We start from the raw sequence: 17,450 nt of genomic DNA on the forward strand, positions 1-17,450 counted from the left end.
GGGTAGCGTTTTCCCGCTCAGCGTGCGGCAATCAGCGCGCCGGTGCCGATCATGGCGCTGCCGGCAAACCGGTTCATCAGCCGCATGCGCTTCGGTGTCCTGAACCAGCCCGAAGCCCGGCCCGCAAGCGCTGCATAGACCCCCATGGTCAGGATGTTGACGCTGATGACGGTGGCCACCACCAGAAGGCCATCGACAAGGGTCAGCGTGTCGAGATTGAGGATCAGCGGCATGATCGAGGCGTGGAACAGGATCGCCTTGGGGTTGCCCAGCGCAATGGACGCGCCAAGGAAAAAGGACCGGGACAATCTCGCCTCGGCCGTCCGCGGCTCATTCGATTGCGAGGCCGAGGCGCGCCACATCCTGATGCCGAGAAAGATCAGATAGGCGGCGCCGGCATATTTCAGCAGGAGAAAGATCCATTCGAAGGTTTGCGCCAGCGCCACCAGCCCGAGCAGCGCCAGGGTGACCAGCACGGCGTCGCCGGCGGCGACCCCGACGCCGGCCATGAAGGCACGGAGGAAACCGCGCGACACACCATTGGTGATGACCGTGAACATCGCTGGCCCCGGCGTGGCCGGAGCAAGTGTGACAGCGGCGCAATAGGCCAGAAATGCTGTTGGTGTCATGACCGGGCCTTTCCATTGGGCACCCGCACGCGCCGGAAGATCGCGACGATCTCCTCGCGGCTGCATTCGATGGCGCCGAGCCGCACCGCGCGGTCGCGCTCGAAGCCGGTTATGTCATAATGCGGGGCCGATGTCTTGGGCGGTCCCTGGTAGGACGAACGCTTGACGCCAAGCGCGGCGGCGAAGCGATGCAGCTCGTTGGTGTCGTCGGCCATCAGGTGGCACCAGCGATGGCCGGCCCACTTCCAGATCGCCGCATCGACGTAGACCGCCATCAAGCCCGCCGCGGCCAGCTCAATTGCGCAACTCTGCTACTTCGATACCGCGCAAGGCTTTGTCTGGTCGAACAGCGAAAGATTGACCAGCTTGCCGGTCATCGAGAAGTCGCCATAGTCCATGGTGAGATCGCGGGTGATGCCGTTCTCGTGCAGCTTGAAGCTGATCCGGTATTCCGGCACTTCCTCGCCGTTCTGGGCGCTGTCGTCGAAATAGGCGATGTCGACCGGCCAGTACTTGTCGGTGGCGAGTTTGGCCAGCGCCGGAGCCTCCGGATCGACCTTGTCGGCTTCGGTCTTCTTGCCGACGACAACAGTGGTCGCCATCACCTTATTGGCGTCCTCCGAGCCGTCGAACAGGTTCGTCTGGTAGAAATTCTCGCCTTTCTCGGCCTTGCCGATCAGTTCGACCAGATGCTGGGTCGGAAACTGGGTGGCGGCGAGTTCCAGGCTGTTCTTCTCGGGCTTGTCGATATCGACCTTGAGGCCCTTGGCGTCTTTCGTGGCGATGCCCTTGACCTCCTTGTCGAGGCTCTGGTCGACAAAGGATTTGGTCACGAAGGAAAAAGTCTTGCCTTCGGCATCTTCGAAAGTCGTCGTCTGCTGGTCCGTCAGCTTCGTGCCCTCGGCGGTAACGATCTGGGTGACGAAGCGAAATTTCACCGTATAACCTTCGCACGCCGAACCGTTGAATTCGTAGACCATGCGACCGGATATACCTGTTATGCCGGAGCGGTCGGAGGCCTTTTTGAGGGTAAGGTCATACACGGCGCGATGCGCCTGCAGCGCCGGCACGGCGAAGGCGGGGACTATCGGGAACACCGCCGATAACAGAACGGCGTGGAATGCGAGGCGCGCTGCGCGCATGAGGTACTCCGATCGTCGCGGCTGATGGCAGGCCGCAGGGAAAGATGGTCCAGCTTAAAAAAAGTCGTGGCGGAAGCGAGGCAAAAATAGCAATTTCGGCCCCGCCAGCGCGGCGCCTTCCAGCAATAGGGAAAAGCAATGAGTGAAACAATCGAAAAGCGGCTAAGTGATCTCGGCGTGACGCTTCCAGTCGCCGCCGCACCTGCCGCCAACTACGTTCCCTACTGCAGGTCGGGCAATCTGCTGTTCACCGCCGGGCAATTGCCGCTCAAGGACGGCAAGCTGCAGGCGAGCGGCCTGCTCGGCCGCGACGTCGACACGGCAAGCGGCAAGGACGCGGCGAGATACTGCGCGATCAACATTCTGGCGCAAGCCAAGGCTGCGCTCGGCGACCTGGAGAAGATCAGCCGGCTGGTGAAGATCACCGTCTTCGTCGCCTCTGCCCCCGACTTTGTCGAACAGCATCTGGTTGCCAACGGCGCTTCCGATTTCCTGGTCGCCGCCCTTGGCGAGCGCGGCAAACACGCCCGCTCCGCCGTCGGCACTGCCTCCCTGCCACTTAATGCCGCAGTGGAAATCGAAGCCATCTTCGAAGTCGAATGAACGAAGGCCTGACATGACCGATCTATCCTGGCTAACCGCCCGGCCCGTTGCCCATCGCGGCTTCCACGACATGAACAAGACGCGCTGGGAAAACACGCTTTCCGCCTTCACGGCCGCGGCCGAACGGGGCTACGCCATCGAATGCGACGTGCATCTGTCGTCGGACGGCGTTCCCGTCATCATCCATGATGACGACCTGAAAAGACTGACTGGAGAGGACGGTTTCGTCTGGCAGCGCAGCGCGGCCGAACTGACCGCGCTCAAGGTTGGCGCCACATCCGACCGCGTGCCGACGCTGCAGGAAGCGCTCGACCTCGTCGACGGCCGCGTGCCCATGGTCGTCGAGCTGAAAGGGGTTCCCGGCCGCGATGAAGGCCTAGTGGCAAGTGTCGGCAGGATGCTCAAGCGCTACAAGGGCAAGGCGGCGATCATGTCGTTCGATCACTGGCTGATCCGTGACTTCCCGAAACATGCACCCGGCATTCCCGCCGGCTTGACCGCCTACGGCAAGGACCTCAAGCTGATCGAGGCGCATTTTTCCATGCTGGCGCATGAGCTATCCTTCACCTCCTACGCCGCCGGCGACCTGCCGAACCCGTTCGTCAGTTTCGTGCGTGAAAAGCTCAAAATGCCTGTCATCACCTGGACGGTGCATGATCAGCCCGCGATCGACCTGACCTTCAAATATGCCGATCAGATGACATTCGAAGGGTTCGAACCCGAGCTGGTCAAAGTCGCTTGAGCGGAGTGTCTGAAACGTGACTTGTAGCGCCCCGGATGGAGCTTAAATAAGCCTCATGGATCAGGGCGACGATGGCGACGGGCAAACTGCAAATGCGGACTATTCGATCCGTATCGCCGCGGGCATCGGCGCGTTCACCTGCGATGAGTGGAACGGCTTTGCCGGCACCACGCGCGGCGATGCGGAAAACGGCTATAATCCGCTCGTTTCATTCGCTTTTTTAAGCGCGTTGGAGGATTCCGGCTGCGCCGTGCGGCGCACCGGCTGGCAGGGACATCATTTGCGGTTGGAGACCGCGCAAGGCAGGCTGCTGGGCGCCGTCCCCTGCTATCTCAAATCGCACAGCCAGGGCGAATATGTGTTCGACCACGGCTGGTCTGACGCCTTCGAGCGCGCAGGCGGCCGCTATTATCCGAAACTGCAATGCGCCGTGCCGTTTACGCCGGTCACCGGCCCTCGCCTGCTGGTCGGCAAAGGCGAGGATCCGGATGCGGTGAGGGCCGGGCTTGCCGCCGGCCTCAAAATGGTGACCGACAAGCTCGGCGTGTCCTCGGCGCATGTCACCTTCGCGCAGGAGAACGATGTCGCGACGCTCGAGGCCGCCGGTTTCCTGCACCGCACCGACCAGCAATTCCACTTCTTCAACGAAGGTTTTTCGACCTATTACGACTTCCTCGCCACGCTTGCCTCGCGCAAGCGCAAGGCGATGAAGAAGGAGCGGCGCGAGGCGCTTGCCGATGGCATCACCATCGACTGGCTGACCGGCAAGGACCTGACGGAAAAGGCCTGGGACGACTTCTTCGCCTTCTACATGGACACCGGCAGCCGCAAATGGGGCCGCCCCTACCTGAACCGTCAGTTCTTCTCGCTGATCGGCGAACGCATGGCGGATGACATCCTGCTGGTGATGGCCAGGCGCAACGGTCGCTACATCGCCGGGGCCATCAATTTCATCGGCTCGGACGCGCTCTACGGCCGCAACTGGGGCTGCATCGAGGATCATCCCTTCCTGCATTTCGAGGTCTGCTACCACCAGGCCATCGACTTCGCCATCGAACGCAAGCTGAAGGTGGTGGAGGCGGGCGCGCAGGGAGAACATAAGCTGGCGCGCGGCTACCGGCCGGTGACGATGCATTCCGCGCACTACATTTCGCACCCCGGCCTGCGCAATGCGGTGGCCGACTATCTCCAGCGCGAGCGGCGCGAAGTGGAGCGGATGAGCGATTATCTCGAAGAACACACGCCGTTTCGCAAGGATCTCGAGGAGTAGCACGCCTTCTGGCATGGCCGATCTCGCCTGATCGTACCGCCACATCGTCTTGCCGCTCCGGAAGAGCTTCGCTACACGGGACGCGAGGCACAATCCGGAGCGTTCGCCATGACTGAGGCCGCCTACGACACCAACAACATCTTCGCAAAGATCCTGCGCGGCGAAATCCCTTCGCACCGCGTCTACGAAGATGACGCCGTCGTCGCCTTCATGGATGTGATGCCGCAAGGACCCGGCCATACGCTGGTTGTGCCAAAAACCCCGTCGCGCAACCTGCTCGACGCCAATCCGTCGACCTTCGGCCCGCTTTTTACCGTCGTCCAGAAAGTGGCGCTGGCAGTCAAGAAGGCGCTCGATGCCGACGGCGTCACCATCCTGCAGTTCAACGAGCCGGCCTCCGGCCAGACCGTCTATCACTTGCACGTCCATATCATCCCGCGCTTCGACGGCATCCCGTTGAAGCCGCATAGCGGTGAGATGGAGAAACCCGAAGTGCTGGCCGGGAACGCCGAGAAAATACGGGCGGCGCTGGGAAGCTGAGCCGAACTTCGTTTCGGGGGCAGGAGAAAGTCTAGCTAGCGGCTTGAGCCAAGCGCTCGATCGCACCCGGCTGAGCGCCATCACGCAGGCGCTGGCGGATTGCTTGTGCGCACTGTTCAGGGCTGAGGACCGAGGTATCGACCTCGAGATCATATATGCCCGGCCGGTGCACCGCTTCTTGCCACATACGCACCGGCAAAGGGGTGGGATCGTCCGAAGAGCCGGTGACATAACCCCGGCCCGCCTCGCTGGCGGCTCGCCTTTCCATGATGATTTCAATCGGACAGCGAACGCCGACGAACAGCGCCGGCAGGCCGGCGAGACGGCGCGCGCAATCGGCCAGGCAATCGAGCGGCTTCGAATAGGCATCGTGATGGCCGACGTCCGTCACGACGTTCAGCCCCAGCCGGCTGTGCACCGCGACCGATTCGTAGAGGGCGGCATAAAGGTGCGGCACGAAGACTTCGAGGTCGGGACGTTCGCCTCCAGGTCGCAACCCTATTCCCGGGCGAAGTCGCGGCGGTATGATCTGGGCATAGCTGTCGACACCCAGATTCATCCATGCGCCATCGAAGCTTTCCTGAATGGCGCGAGCGATGCTCGATTTTCCCGACCGCGGCGCGCCGTTGAGGATGACGATCTGGCCTGGCATAGCCACCCCATTGCTCAAAAATGAAAAAGCCCCGTTGCCGGGGCTTTTTCGAGTGCGTGCCGATCAGCCCTTGCGGGGCAGTTGCGGGACCAGGCTGCGCTTGCCGCCATCCTTGCCCTTGGGCTCCGGCTTCTGCGCCACGACCTTCTTGGCTGCAGGCTTCTTGGCCACTGCCTTGGGCGGCTTCGGCGCGTCTTCCGGCTCTTCCTTCTTCGGCTTCACCGGCGCCTCGTCGGCCAGCGATTCGAGCTTCAGGCCGGTCTCGCCGGTTTCCTTCTTCTCGACGGTGACGCGCACCGTGCCGCCCTTCTTGAGCTTGCCGAACAGCACCTCGTCAGCCAGTGGCTTCTTGATGTGCTCCTGGATCACACGGCCGAGCGGCCGCGCGCCCATGCGCTCGTCATAGCCCTTGTCAGCGAGCCAGGCGATCGCATCCGGCGACAGGTCGAAGGTGACGCCACGCTCGGAGAGCTGCGCCTCGAGTTGCATGACGAACTTCTGCACCACCTGATGGATGACCGGCACCGGCAGCGAGCCGAACGGGATGATCGCATCGAGACGGTTGCGGAATTCCGGCGTGAACAGCCGGTTGATCGCCTCGACATCGTCGCCTTCGCGCTTGGTCGAGCCGAAACCGATCGCCGCGCGCTGCGCATCCGATGCGCCCGCATTGGTGGTCATGATCAGGATGACATTGCGGAAGTCGATCTGCTTGCCGTTGTGGTCGGTCAGTTTGCCGTGGTCCATGACCTGCAACAGGATGTTGAACAGATCCGGATGCGCCTTCTCGACCTCGTCGAGCAACAGCACGCAGTGCGGATGCTGGTCGACGCCGTCGGTGAGCAAGCCGCCCTGGTCGAAACCGACATAGCCGGGAGGCGCGCCGATCAACCGCGAAACGGTGTGGCGTTCCATATATTCCGACATGTCGAAGCGGATCAGCTCGACGCCGAGCGAGGCGGCTAGTTGCTTGGCCACTTCCGTCTTGCCGACACCGGTCGGACCCGAGAACAGATACGAGCCGATCGGCTTTTCCGGTTCGCGCAGTCCGGCACGGGCCAGCTTGATCGCCGAGGTCAGCGCCGTGATGGCAGTATCCTGGCCATAGACGACCCGCTTCAACTCGATATCGAGGCCTTGCAGCACCTTCTCGTCATCGGCCGAAACCGTCTTCGGCGGGATGCGCGCCATGGTAGCGATCGTTGCTTCGATCTCCTTGATGCCAATGGTCTTCTTGCGCTTGGCTTCCGGCACCAGCATCTGCGAGGCGCCGGTCTCGTCGATCACGTCGATCGCCTTGTCCGGCAGCTTGCGGTCGTTGATGTAGCGCGCCGACAGCTCGACCGAAGCCTTGATGGCTTCCGAGGTGTAGCGGACCTTGTGGAACTCCTCGAAATAGGGCTTCAGGCCCTTCATGATCTCGATGGCGTCCTCGATGGTCGGTTCGTTGACGTCGATCTTCTGGAAGCGCCGCACCAGAGCGCGGTCCTTCTCGAAGAACTGGCGGAATTCCTTGTAGGTGGTCGAGCCGATGCAGCGGATCGCACCCGACGACAGAGCAGGCTTCAGCAGGTTCGACGCGTCCATGGCGCCGCCCGAGGTGGCTCCTGCCCCGATCACCGTATGAATCTCGTCGATGAACAACACCGCACCCGGATAGTCCTCGAGTTCCTTGACGACCTGCTTCAGCCGTTCCTCGAAATCGCCACGGTAGCGCGTGCCGGCCAGCAGCGTGCCCATGTCGAGCGCGAAGATGGTGGCGTTGTGCAGCACTTCGGGAACGTCGCCCTCGACGATGCGCTTGGCGAGACCCTCGGCGATCGCCGTCTTGCCGACGCCCGGATCGCCGACATAGAGCGGGTTGTTCTTGGAGCGGCGGCACAGCACTTGGATGGTGCGGTTGATTTCCGACTCGCGGCCGATCAGCGGGTCGATCTTGCCGGCCTTGGCCTTATTGTTGAGGTTGACGCAATAAGCCGTCAGCGCATCCTGCTGCTGCTTCTTCTTGCCGCCTTCCTCTTGCGGCTCGGCGCCATTCTGGCCGCCCTGCTCGTCATCGGCGCCGCGCGGCGAGCGCGTTTCCGATGCGCCGGGGCGCTTGGCTATGCCGTGCGAGATGTAATTGACCGCGTCGTAGCGGGTCATCTGCTGTTCCTGCAGGAAATAGGCGGCATGGCTCTCGCGCTCGGCGAAGATGGCGACGAGCACGTTGGCCCCCGACACTTCCTCGCGGCCCGACGACTGCACATGGATCACCGCGCGCTGGATGACGCGCTGGAAGCCGGCGGTCGGCTTGGAATCCTCGTCGTAGCCGGTGACCAGATTGTCGAGCTCGGTGTCGATATAGGTCAGAACAGTGTGCTTCAGCTCATCGAGATCGACGTTGCAGGCGCGCATGACGGCGGCCGCCTCGGTGTCGTCGATCAACGCGAGCAGCAGATGTTCAAGGGTTGCGTATTCATGGTGCCGCTCATTGGCGAGCGTCAGCGCCTGGTGAAGCGCCTTTTCCAGGCCTTGGGAGAAAGCCGGCATGTTACCTCACTTCTTCTCCATCACGCATTGCAGCGGATGCTGATTCTGTCGGGCGAAATCCATGACCTGAGACACTTTGGTCTCGGCCACCTCGAATGTATAGACCCCGCACTCGCCCACTCCATGATTGTGAACATGAAGCATGATGCGTGTGGCGGCTTCGCGGTCCTTCTGGAAAAAACGCTCCAGCACGTGAACCACGAACTCCATGGGAGTGTAGTCGTCGTTGAGGATGAGGACCCGGTAAAGGCTGGGCTTCTTGGTCTTGGTTTTGGTGCGCGTGATAACGGCCGTCCCGCGGCCGGCCTCATTGCCGTCGCCGCCGCCGTTTTGCATCCGCGCCACTTGTCTCATGGCAGTCAAACTGATCGTCACGTAATCCTGCCTCGTTCGAATCCTCATGCGAGTTCGACATGTAGGTGTTCGATGGACGATTTTAAGCCCTTCTGGTTAGCTGACAATATGGCTAGGTGACCAAACTTGGCGGATTTTCGCAATCGTGAAGCGCTACGCCGCCGCGAACCGGAAATTAGCATGAAAAAACCCGGCCGCGTTTCCGCGACCGGGCTTTGTCCCGGGCCCAAAGGGCCGGATCTGAAAGTGTCAGGGCGAAAATTACCTCGCCCGGGCGAAATTACTTCGCCTTGGCAACGATCGATTCGAACGGCTTGTAGGCTTCCTTGGCGAGTTCGGCATAGAGATCGCCAATCTTGGTGGCCTCGGCGACGAATGCCTCGTAGGACTGCTTGGCATAATCGGTCTGGATCTCGATCGCCTTGTCCAGCGACTTGGCCGAAAACAGCTTCTCGACAGCAGCGCTGCCGGCCTCAAAGCTCTTCTTGGTGTACTCACCGGCCTCGGTGGCGATCGCCTGGGCGCCCTTGGAGAGCGAAGCGAAGCTCTTCAAACCGGTGTCGGCGAATTCCTTGCCGTATTTGCTGAAGTCCTCATAGGTCTGGGTCATTTCACGATTCCCTTGACGGTTGAGGCGTCCTTCTTCGGGGCGCCGTTGTGCAATGCACCTCAATATATTGTGCGCCGCACAAAAGTCAATATTTCACCGGCGTGCGAGGCTCGCCTGCGCAGGCAATGGCTAAAAATCAAATAAAGTGTGTTTCAAGCCCGAAGAAAATGGTGAACGCGGCGGTTACCATAAACGGATTGGTAACGCTGCCCCGTTAGCTTGGCTGAAAGTGAGGCAGGACCCTTTGCCGCCTCCAACGCAACGAAGAATTCAAGGGAAATATCAGTGCGTCAGGCGTTGTTGGGCATCGTTTCCAAATCCACCTCCCCCCTCAAAGCGATCATGGTCCTCGCCCTGGCGATGACGTTCGTTTGCTCCGACGTTGCCGCATCGCTGGCAGCGCGGCAGGCGGCCATCGTTGTGGACGCCAAGACGGGCAAGGTGCTGTACTCCGCGGATGCCAATGGCAGGCGCTATCCGGCGTCGCTGACCAAGATGATGACGCTTTATCTGACCTTCGAAGCGATGGCGAAGGGCAAGATCAGCCGGAACACGCCTGTCGTGTTTTCCGCCAAGGCCTCCGCCGAGGCGCCAACGAAACTCGGCGTGAAGCCGGGCGGTTCGGTCTCGGTCGAAACCGCGATCCTGTCGATCGTCACCAAGTCGGCGAACGACTCGGCCACTGCCCTCGGTGAAATGCTTGGCGGCGATGAATCCACTTTTGCCCGCATGATGACCGCCAAGGCGCGGGCTCTCGGCATGAACGGCACCGTCTTCCGCAACGCCAACGGCCTGCCCGACCCCGGCCAGTTCACCACCGCGCGCGACATGGCCACGCTCGGCATTGCGCTCAGGGAACATTTTCCCCAGTACTACGGCTATTTCTCGCAGCGCTCGTTTCTCTACGGCCGCCAGCGCATCAACGGTCACAACCGACTGCTCGGCCGCATCAAGGGCGTCGACGGCATCAAGACCGGCTATACCCGTGCCTCCGGCTTCAACCTCGTCTCATCGGTGGCCGACGGCAACCGCCGCCTTGTCGCCGTTGTCATGGGCGGCACGTCGGGCGGCAGCCGCGACAACCAGATGGCGTCCCTGATCAACACCTACATGCCAAGGGCCTCGACCCGCGGTGGCGGCGACCTCGTCGCCAAGGCCGACAGCAGCAACCCGGTCAAGGCCCTCGCCAAGGTTCTTTTGCCCAAGCACGACGCGCCGACCCCGGACGACAAGCCGGTCGCGGTGGCCAGCGCCGATGACGCCGTTGCCGACGACGCGACGGCTGCGCAGGGTGATGACGAAGAGAGCGCCGAGGCCGAAGCGCCCAAGCTGGTTGCCCCGGCAAAGAAGGTGAAGACGGTCATCGTCTCAGCGCCCAAGGTCGCCAGCGCACAGGTCGTGGCCGCCTATGCCGAGCCGGCGGCGGCCGCCGAGCCGGCGCCAACCGTCGATCCGGTCAACACCGCTTCGGTGCCGTCGGGTTGGGCGATCCAGGTCGCCTCTTCGCCGAAGCAGTCGGAAGCCCAGGCCGTCCTCGACAAGACCAGCAAGCAGGCGCCGAAGGCGCTGGCGGATGCTTCCGGCTTCACCGTCGCCTTCGACAAGGACGGCGTCACCTATTACCGCGCCCGTTTCGGCGGCTTTGGTTCGAAGGACGCCGCCTGGAAGGCCTGCACCGCTTTAAAGAAGAAGAAAATCGAGTGCTACGCCGTCCAGCAGTAGGGCGGCGTGGAAGTAATCTCCCGGAAAATTTCTGCGTCGAAGGAGACTAGTTGTGATTGGAGAGCAAGACGTCCTTGGCTTCGTTGATTCGCGCCGCCAGGAAAGACGTGCCGCCGATATCGGGGTGCAGGCGCTGCATCAGGCGGCGGTGCGCCTTGCGGACATCCGCCGCGGCGGCCCCCGCTTCAAGACCAAGGACCTTGTAGGCCTCCTCCTTAGTCATGGCGCCCGGACCTGGCGCAACACGCAGCCCTTCGCCACCGTTCGTCTCAGTGTTTTTGCGCCAGACGGGAAATCTGCCGTCAAGATACGTCTCTAGCAACTGGCGGCTCTCCGCATCGGCGGAGAGTTCGCGGTAGAGATGCTGCAACTCCGCAAGGCCCATCGCACCAAGCATCTTGCCGTCATGGCGGCCGGCCAGAACCAGCCCTTCGAGGCCGCCGGTATCGTGATCCAGCTCCATTTCAAGGGCTGCCGTCCGCACCGTTGAGCGTTTTCCCGGCGCCGGCTTGACATCAGGCCGGTTCTTGCGCGTGGCAGCATACCAGCCGATCGCCGCAAACAGCACGACGCCCCCGATTCCGCTTCGACCGACCAGAAGCACGGCGGCGCCCACCAGTGCCAGCAGGATCGGTCCCAGTGTTCTCATGCCGGTTGCCAATCGGGCCGGATCGGCCCGGAGGAAGGCCGAGGCAACGCCCAGGAGCACCAGCAGCAATGCGACCAGACCGATAATTGAGCCTAACATTTCCCACCGCCCCGCAGATGCCCTGTCCGCCTGGACAGCCGCGTGATGTCATCCAACACTTTTTCTGCGCCGGAATGAAGGCTTTCATCTGGACAGGAAGAAGACCGCCATGCGGAATGGCTCCCCAGCCCTGTGGACCTTGTCGGCTTCGCCAGCTTTTCATCGCGCATGGATTTCAAGATGTGGCGTTGTCGCGCCGCTTGCAAGTCCAGAGCGAAGCAAGATGGAGGGCCAGAAAAGCCCGCGCCAAAACCGACAGCGCTTGCGCGCGATGGCCTACAGCAAGCCGAGATCGGCAAGCTCGCGCCTGAGTTTCGGCGGCATCTCGACCAGTCCCGCCTTGCCTTTGCCGAGATCAGGTGGTGCATCCGACGGTTTCAAATAGCGCCAACCCTGGAAGGCCCGACGCGGCTGCCAATCGGTGCGCACGACTTGCGGATCGAGCATCAGGCGGCAGCGACCGATGCCCTCGTCGTCAATGAAGGGCCGGATCTCGGTGATCAGCTGCCGGCATTGCACATTGCCCTTGATCACCCAGTAGAGCGAACCGCCATCGGTGACCTCGGCGCCGCGCGTCGGCACCATGCGGGTGGTGTGCCAGTGTTCGGCCGGTTCGCCGGCCCGGCGCCGTTCGTCGAGGCGGAACTCGATCCATTCCTCGAGATCCTCGACGCTGTCGCAGCCGACGCACAGTTTTAGGAGATTGAGAGCCATTCGCTAAGGTTAGTCCGGAGCGCCGGGACGTCAACGGCCTGAGGGACTTCTCCACAGTGCCAAGCGTTGCTCAGCACTCCACGACATTGACAGCAAGACCGCCGAGGCTGGTTTCCTTGTACTTCTCGTTCATGTCGAGGCCGGTCTGGCGCATGGTCTCGATCGCCGCGTCGAGAGGCACGAAATGGACGCCGTCGCCCTTGATCGCCAGCGACGCGGCCGTCACCGCCTTGACCGCGCCGAGCGCATTGCGCTCGATGCACGGCACTTGCACCAGCCCGCCGACCGGATCGCAGGTCATGCCGAGATGGTGTTCGAGCGCGATTTCGGCGGCATTCTCGACCTGCTCGGGCGTGCCGCCCATGACGGCGCACAGGCCGGCCGCGGCCATCGCCGAGGCGGACCCGACCTCGCCCTGGCAGCCGACCTCGGCGCCCGAGATCGACGCATTGGTCTTGATGATGCCGCCGACGGCGGCAGCCGTCAGCAGGAAATCACGGATGCTCGGTTGGTCGGCCTCGGGATGGAAATGCAGCCAGTAGCGCAGCACCGCCGGCAGCGTGCCGGCCGCACCGTTGGTCGGCGCGGTTACGACGCGGCCGCCGGCGGCATTCTCCTCGTTGACCGCCATGGCGTAGATCGACAGCCAGTCATTGGCGAGCAGCGGATTTGGCCGGTTCTGCTGCCACTGTTCCTGCAGCTTGTCGTGCAACTGCCGGGCCCGACGCCGCACCTTCAACCCGCCCGGCATGATGCCGTCCTGCGACAGGCCACGATCGATGCAGCTCTTCATCGCACCCCAGATGGCGTCGAGGCCGGCGTCGAGGTCCTCGCGCGACATCTGCGTTTCCTCGTTGACGCGCTTCATCTCGGCGATGGAAAGCCCGCTCTTGGCCGCCATCTTGAGCATCTCGACCGCGTTCTTGAAGGGATAAGGCACTTTCTTGCCTTCTGATGTCACCGACCCCTTGGCCTTCACGCGCTGCAGCTCTTCTTCCGACACCACGAAGCCGCCGCCGATCGAATAGTAGATGCGCTTGAGCAGCAGGCGTCCGCCGGCGTCATAGGCATGGAACGCCATGCCGTTGGCATGGCCGGTAAGCGGTGTCTTGCGGTCGAGCACCAGATCGGTTGCCGGATCGAAATGGTAGGACGGGTGACCTGGCGGTGAAATCATCTTGTCGGCGGTGATGCGGCTGATGATGCCGTCGGCCTGGTCCGGATCGACTGTTTGCGGGGTCTGGCCGGCAAGGCCAAGGATGACGGCGCGGTCGCTGCCATGGCCGATGCCGGTATAGGCGAGCGAGCCATGCAGGCTGGCGCCGATGCGGGCAACCTTGGCGCCGGCGGGGCGCGGCCAGTCGTCTCCGGCGACCTCGTCGAGAAACCGCCGCGCGGCCGTCATCGGCCCCATCGTGTGCGAGCTCGAGGGGCCAATGCCGATCTTGAACAGGTCGAAAACCGAAAGGAACACGCTGTCTCCTGGAGTCGCGTCGAGGACTCTACATATAGGAATTCCCAGGAATGTTTCCGCTCTTTTGACGGGCGCGGCGCAGCACCTGCCGACCTTGTTTGCTCCGGCAGCGACATTGCCGCCGATCACGGGAGCCGGCATCGAAGCAACCACGCTGGATGTGATAAATTCAGCCCATGGGCGATTCCTTCTATCTTTCGATGGCTGATCTCGGGGCGCTGGCCTTCTTCCTGATCGCGTGGCTCCTGCATACGCTCGCCTCGGACGGCAAGCTGGTCAGCCGCATGTCGCTGACGACGGCGATGAATGCACAGCGCGAAGCCTGGATGCGCACCATGGCCGAGCGCGAAATCCGCATCGTCGACACCGCCATCATGAGCGGCCTGCAGCAGGGAACCGCCTTCTTCGCGTCGAGTTCGCTGATCGCGCTCGGCGGCTGTTTTGCCTTGCTCGGTGCGTCCGACCGGGTGCTGGAAGTGCTGAGCAACCTGCCGCTCGGCGGCGCGCCATCGCGCCCGGCCTTTCAGATCAAGGTGCTGGGGCTGGTGCTGATCCTCGCCTTCTCCTTCTTCAAATTCGGCTGGGCCTACCGGCTGTTCAACTATTGCTCGATCCTGATCGGCGCCGTGCCGATCCCGCATGGCGAAGCCTCGCGCAATCCGGTCACGGAAACCGCGGTGTGGCGCGCGGCGCAGATGAACATGCTGGCCGGCAAGCATTTCAACTCGGGCCTGCGCGGCGTGTTCTTCTCGATCGGCTATCTCGGCTGGTTCGTCGACCCAGTGGTGTTCGTGCTGTCGACGCTTCTGCTGCTGGCCGTGCTGGTGCGGCGCCAGTTCTTCTCGGCGGCGCGACGCGCCGTCATCGGTCAGCCGCCCGGCCCGGGAAAGGGCTGATCGATGCGGCCGGAAAGCCAATAGGCAAAAAGCCCGATCCATTCGCGGAGCGCTATGGTGGTGTTCTGCACGGAATCAATCGCATTGTCGCGAAACAAGCCGACACCTTCCTTGCCGGAGGTGTGATAGTCGACCGGCCATGGAACGGTTGGAAAACCAGCCTTGTCGAACAGTGCCTTGGCCCGTGGCATGTGGAAGGCGGAGGTCACCAGCAGCCAGGTCTCGCCCGGCTTCGGCTCGACAAGTTTGCGGCTGAAGACAGCATTTTCGTAGGTGTTGCGGGACTTGTCTTCCAGGACAAGACGATCGGCCGATACACCGAGCGGAACGAGCAGGCGGGACGCGGTGTCGGCGTCCCCCTCGGCGTCGATGAAAAACGCGCCGTGACCGCCTGATACAACCACCTTGGCCTGTGGGAAGCGCCGGGCGAGGATTGCGGTCTCGACCATGCGATCGCCGCTGCTGCTCAATTCATAGCCGCCACGCGCGAGGTTAATGGCGCCCTCGAAGCCGCCGCCAAGCACGACGATGCCGTCGACCTTTTGCGGCAGCGGCGGCCGTGGAAAGCGCTCCTCGAGCGGGTTCAGCATCATCGCGCCAAGCGACGTCCAGGTCGAGAGCGCCAGGATTAGAAACGCCAGGACACTGCCGGTGAAGGCCAGCCGCCGCCGGCCGATCAGCCCGGCAATCAATCCCGCCAGAAGCAGGAAGATCGTCAGGTTGAGCGGCTGGATGAAGAACCAGAAGACCTTGGAAAGATAGAAGAACATCGCTCACCCCTTCAGATGATCGATACCCTTACCACCACTTCTCAGGCTGAAATGTGCCGGCCGCCTGCTCGATGACGGCAGCGGTCTGGAAGAGCGTCTCTTCCTCGAACGGCCGGCCGATGAGCTGCAGGCCAAGCGGCAACCCCTTGGGGTCGAGGCCGGCAGGCACGGCGATGCCCGGCAGGCCGGCCATGTTCACAGTGACGGTGAAAATGTCGTTGAGGTACATTTTCACCGGATCGGCCGCCATGTCCTCGTCGGCGATGCCGAAGGCGGCGGACGGCGTCGCCGGGGTCAGGATGACGTCGACGCCGGCAGCGAAGACATTTTCGAAGTCGCGCTTGATCAAATTACGGACCTTCTGCGCCTGCAGGTAGTAGGCGTCGTAATAGCCGGCCGACAGCACATAGGTACCGATCATGATGCGGCGCTTGACCTCGCGGCCGAAACCGGCGGCGCGGGTCTTCTCATACATCTCGACAATGTCCTTGCCTGGCACGCGCAGGCCGTAGCGGACGCCGTCATAGCGCGCCAGGTTGGACGACGCCTCGGCGGGCGCCACGATGTAATAGGCCGGCAGTGCGTATTTCGTATGCGGCAGGGAAATGTCGACGATCTCGGCGCCGGCATCCCGCAGCCAGGCAATGCCCTTCTGCCACAGCGCCTCGATCTCTTCGGGCATGCCGTCGACGCGGTATTCCTTGGGAATGCCGACCTTCATGCCTTTGATCGGCTTGCCGATGGCCGCCTCATAGTCCGGCACCGGGCGGTCGACGGAGGTGGTGTCCTTCGGATCGACCGAGGCCATCGACCTGAGCAGGATCGCGGCGTCGCGCACGTCGCGCGCTATAGGACCGGCCTGGTCGAGCGACGAGGCGAAGGCGACGATGCCCCAGCGCGAGCAGCGGCCATAGGTCGGCTTGATGCCGACGGTGCCGGTGAAGGCCGCCGGCTGGCGGATCGAGCCGCCCGTATCGGTCGCCGTCGCGCCGGCGCACAGGAACGCCGAGACGGCGGTTGCCGAGCCGCCGGAAGAACCGCCCGGCACCAGCTGCGCGTTGTCCAGGCTGCGCTGGGTTTTCGTGCCGCCGGCCGAGACGAAACCGCCGTCGCCCTGATGCGTCGTCGGCATCACCACTGTGTCGAGGCGCGAACGCCGCCACGGGTTGATGACCGGGCCGTAATACGACGTCTCGTTGGACGAGCCCATGGCGAACTCGTCCATGTTGAGCTTGCCGAGCATGACCGCGCCATCCGCCCACAGATTGGCGGTGACAGTCGATTCGTAGAGTGGCTTGAAGCCGTCGAGCACGTGGCTGCAGGCCTGGGTGTGGACACCTTCGGTGCCGAACAGGTCCTTAATCCCCAGCGGAATGCCTTCCAGCGCACCGCCCTCGCCCTTGACCAGCCTGGCGTCGGACGCCTTGGCCATGTCACGCGCCCTGTCGCCAGTCACCGCGACATAGGCATTGAGCGCCGGATTGGCGCGATCGATGGCCGAGAGATAGGCCTCGGTGATCTCGGTCGCGGTGATTTCCTTGCCGCGCAGCTTGGCGCGGGCCTGTGAAATCGTCAGTCTGGTCAGGTCGCTCATCAAAGGCTCTTTTCGTAAAACACCGACCACTTGGAATCGGGATAATCCAGCACCGGGCCGCAGCGCGAAAACCCGGCACGTTCGTAGACGGTCCAGGCGGCGGGATGACGGTCGCCCGTCTCCAGCACCAGCCGCTCCAGCCCTTCCTGACGCGCCAGCGCCTCGACGCGCTCAACGATGCTGGCGCCGATTTTCTGGCCGCGATGCGAAGGCCGCGTATACATGCGCTTGACCTCGCCAATGGCGCCGCCATGGCGCCTCAGCGCGCCACAACCGACGGCGATGCCATTGTCGCGGGCGATGAAAACGGTCGTGTCCTGACCGGCCATCTGCTCCACTGTCAGATGATAGCAGTGCTCCGGCGGCGTCAATTCGAGCAAGGTCTCGTTGAGTTCCTTGACCAGGCCGCGCACATCGTCCTGCAACGGTGTCTCGATGGCGATCTCGATTGCCATCGG

Annotated in this window: 19 protein-coding genes; 6 read left to right on the top strand and 13 right to left on the bottom strand. The window is 62.8% G+C overall.

Annotated features, from left to right (window positions below):
- Positions 1 to 17: 17 nt before the first annotated feature.
- From AB4Z43_RS27965 to AB4Z43_RS27975, 3 genes are read right to left on the bottom strand one after another with little or no spacing between them, the layout of a single operon-like run.
- Positions 18 to 629 (bottom strand): LysE family translocator, encoded by a 612-nt coding sequence (locus tag AB4Z43_RS27965; protein ID WP_441939851.1) that lies wholly within the window; start codon positions 627 to 629, stop codon positions 18 to 20.
- On the bottom strand, positions 626 to 904 hold the full coding sequence (locus tag AB4Z43_RS27970) for a DUF4031 domain-containing protein (RefSeq protein WP_202359917.1): 279 nt from the start codon (positions 902 to 904) through the stop codon (positions 626 to 628). Before AB4Z43_RS27970 ends, AB4Z43_RS27965 begins: the two co-directional genes overlap by 4 nt.
- Before the next feature lie 36 nt (positions 905 to 940).
- Positions 941 to 1,771 (bottom strand): cell envelope integrity EipB family protein, encoded by an 831-nt coding sequence (locus tag AB4Z43_RS27975; RefSeq protein WP_441939853.1) that lies wholly within the window; start codon positions 1,769 to 1,771, stop codon positions 941 to 943.
- Positions 1,772 to 1,909: 138 nt separating this feature from the next.
- Between AB4Z43_RS27975 and AB4Z43_RS27980 the strand changes: the two genes are divergently transcribed.
- The 4 genes from AB4Z43_RS27980 (at position 1,910) to AB4Z43_RS27995 (ending at position 4,926) form a co-directional block, all read left to right on the top strand.
- Complete coding sequence (locus tag AB4Z43_RS27980; protein WP_038646884.1) at positions 1,910 to 2,374, top strand: RidA family protein; 465 nt, start codon at positions 1,910 to 1,912, stop codon at positions 2,372 to 2,374.
- A gap of 13 nt (positions 2,375 to 2,387) precedes the next feature.
- Positions 2,388 to 3,116 carry a glycerophosphodiester phosphodiesterase gene (locus tag AB4Z43_RS27985; RefSeq protein ID WP_038646886.1) on the top strand — a complete coding sequence of 243 codons (729 nt, stop codon included), beginning with the start codon at positions 2,388 to 2,390 and terminating at the stop codon, positions 3,114 to 3,116.
- A gap of 55 nt (positions 3,117 to 3,171) precedes the next feature.
- Positions 3,172 to 4,386 (top strand): GNAT family N-acetyltransferase, encoded by a 1,215-nt coding sequence (locus tag AB4Z43_RS27990; protein WP_441939854.1) that lies wholly within the window; start codon positions 3,172 to 3,174, stop codon positions 4,384 to 4,386.
- 108 nt (positions 4,387 to 4,494) lie between these two features.
- On the top strand, positions 4,495 to 4,926 hold the full coding sequence (locus AB4Z43_RS27995) for an HIT family protein (protein ID WP_038646890.1): 432 nt from the start codon (positions 4,495 to 4,497) through the stop codon (positions 4,924 to 4,926).
- Between the two features lie 31 nt (positions 4,927 to 4,957).
- Here the strand turns inward: AB4Z43_RS27995 and AB4Z43_RS28000 are convergent, their stop codons facing one another.
- The 4 genes from AB4Z43_RS28000 to AB4Z43_RS28015 form a co-directional block, all read right to left on the bottom strand.
- Positions 4,958 to 5,578, bottom strand: a complete 621-nt coding sequence (locus tag AB4Z43_RS28000; RefSeq protein WP_202359916.1) for a chloramphenicol phosphotransferase CPT family protein — start codon at positions 5,576 to 5,578, stop codon at positions 4,958 to 4,960.
- A 63-nt stretch (positions 5,579 to 5,641) separates the two neighbouring features.
- Complete coding sequence (gene clpA, locus AB4Z43_RS28005) at positions 5,642 to 8,110, bottom strand: ATP-dependent Clp protease ATP-binding subunit ClpA (RefSeq protein ID WP_010909564.1); 2,469 nt, start codon at positions 8,108 to 8,110, stop codon at positions 5,642 to 5,644.
- Positions 8,111 to 8,116: 6 nt separating this feature from the next.
- Positions 8,117 to 8,446, bottom strand: a complete 330-nt coding sequence (gene clpS / locus AB4Z43_RS28010; protein ID WP_010909565.1) for an ATP-dependent Clp protease adapter ClpS — start codon at positions 8,444 to 8,446, stop codon at positions 8,117 to 8,119.
- 298 nt (positions 8,447 to 8,744) lie between these two features.
- Positions 8,745 to 9,074, bottom strand: coding sequence for a phasin family protein (locus tag AB4Z43_RS28015; protein ID WP_010909566.1), 330 nt, complete (start codon positions 9,072 to 9,074; stop codon positions 8,745 to 8,747).
- Positions 9,075 to 9,359: 285 nt separating this feature from the next.
- Here AB4Z43_RS28015 and AB4Z43_RS28020 point away from each other — a divergent pair, with 285 nt between their 5' ends.
- Positions 9,360 to 10,796 carry a D-alanyl-D-alanine carboxypeptidase gene (locus tag AB4Z43_RS28020; RefSeq protein WP_019858219.1) on the top strand — a complete coding sequence of 479 codons (1,437 nt, stop codon included), beginning with the start codon at positions 9,360 to 9,362 and terminating at the stop codon, positions 10,794 to 10,796.
- A 46-nt stretch (positions 10,797 to 10,842) separates the two neighbouring features.
- Here the strand turns inward: AB4Z43_RS28020 and AB4Z43_RS28025 are convergent, their stop codons facing one another.
- The 3 genes from AB4Z43_RS28025 to AB4Z43_RS28035 all read right to left on the bottom strand — a co-directional run bounded on the left by AB4Z43_RS28025 (position 10,843) and on the right by AB4Z43_RS28035 (position 13,732).
- Positions 10,843 to 11,544 (bottom strand): DnaJ domain-containing protein, encoded by a 702-nt coding sequence (locus AB4Z43_RS28025; RefSeq protein WP_441939857.1) that lies wholly within the window; start codon positions 11,542 to 11,544, stop codon positions 10,843 to 10,845.
- Between the two features lie 276 nt (positions 11,545 to 11,820).
- Positions 11,821 to 12,258, bottom strand: a complete 438-nt coding sequence (locus AB4Z43_RS28030; protein WP_069092196.1) for a DUF1489 family protein — start codon at positions 12,256 to 12,258, stop codon at positions 11,821 to 11,823.
- 70 nt (positions 12,259 to 12,328) lie between these two features.
- A complete protein-coding gene (locus AB4Z43_RS28035) occupies positions 12,329 to 13,732 on the bottom strand; it encodes an L-serine ammonia-lyase (protein ID WP_069092197.1) in 1,404 nt (467 codons plus the stop codon).
- Between the two features lie 176 nt (positions 13,733 to 13,908).
- Between AB4Z43_RS28035 and AB4Z43_RS28040 the strand changes: the two genes are divergently transcribed.
- The gene (locus AB4Z43_RS28040) at positions 13,909 to 14,628 is read left to right on the top strand and encodes a DUF599 domain-containing protein (protein ID WP_019858224.1); all 720 of its coding nucleotides are present in this window, start codon (positions 13,909 to 13,911) and stop codon (positions 14,626 to 14,628) included.
- Here the strand turns inward: AB4Z43_RS28040 and AB4Z43_RS28045 are convergent.
- Genes AB4Z43_RS28045 through AB4Z43_RS28055 form a run of 3 tightly spaced genes read right to left on the bottom strand, consistent with a single transcriptional unit; the run spans position 14,601 to position 17,447 of the window.
- On the bottom strand, positions 14,601 to 15,398 hold the full coding sequence (locus AB4Z43_RS28045; RefSeq protein WP_019858225.1) for a YdcF family protein: 798 nt from the start codon (positions 15,396 to 15,398) through the stop codon (positions 14,601 to 14,603). The two genes, AB4Z43_RS28040 and AB4Z43_RS28045, sit on opposite strands and share 28 nt — an antisense overlap.
- Before the next feature lie 28 nt (positions 15,399 to 15,426).
- A complete protein-coding gene (locus tag AB4Z43_RS28050) occupies positions 15,427 to 16,992 on the bottom strand; it encodes an amidase (RefSeq protein ID WP_019858227.1) in 1,566 nt (521 codons plus the stop codon).
- On the bottom strand, positions 16,992 to 17,447 hold the full coding sequence (locus tag AB4Z43_RS28055; RefSeq protein ID WP_441939860.1) for a GNAT family N-acetyltransferase: 456 nt from the start codon (positions 17,445 to 17,447) through the stop codon (positions 16,992 to 16,994). The genes AB4Z43_RS28050 and AB4Z43_RS28055 overlap by 1 nt, the downstream gene beginning before the upstream one ends.
- Positions 17,448 to 17,450 lie beyond the last annotated feature (3 nt).

Source organism: Mesorhizobium sp. 2RAF45 (assembly GCF_052115225.1).
GTDB classification, from domain to species: Bacteria; Pseudomonadota; Alphaproteobacteria; order Rhizobiales; family Rhizobiaceae; genus Mesorhizobium; species Mesorhizobium jarvisii.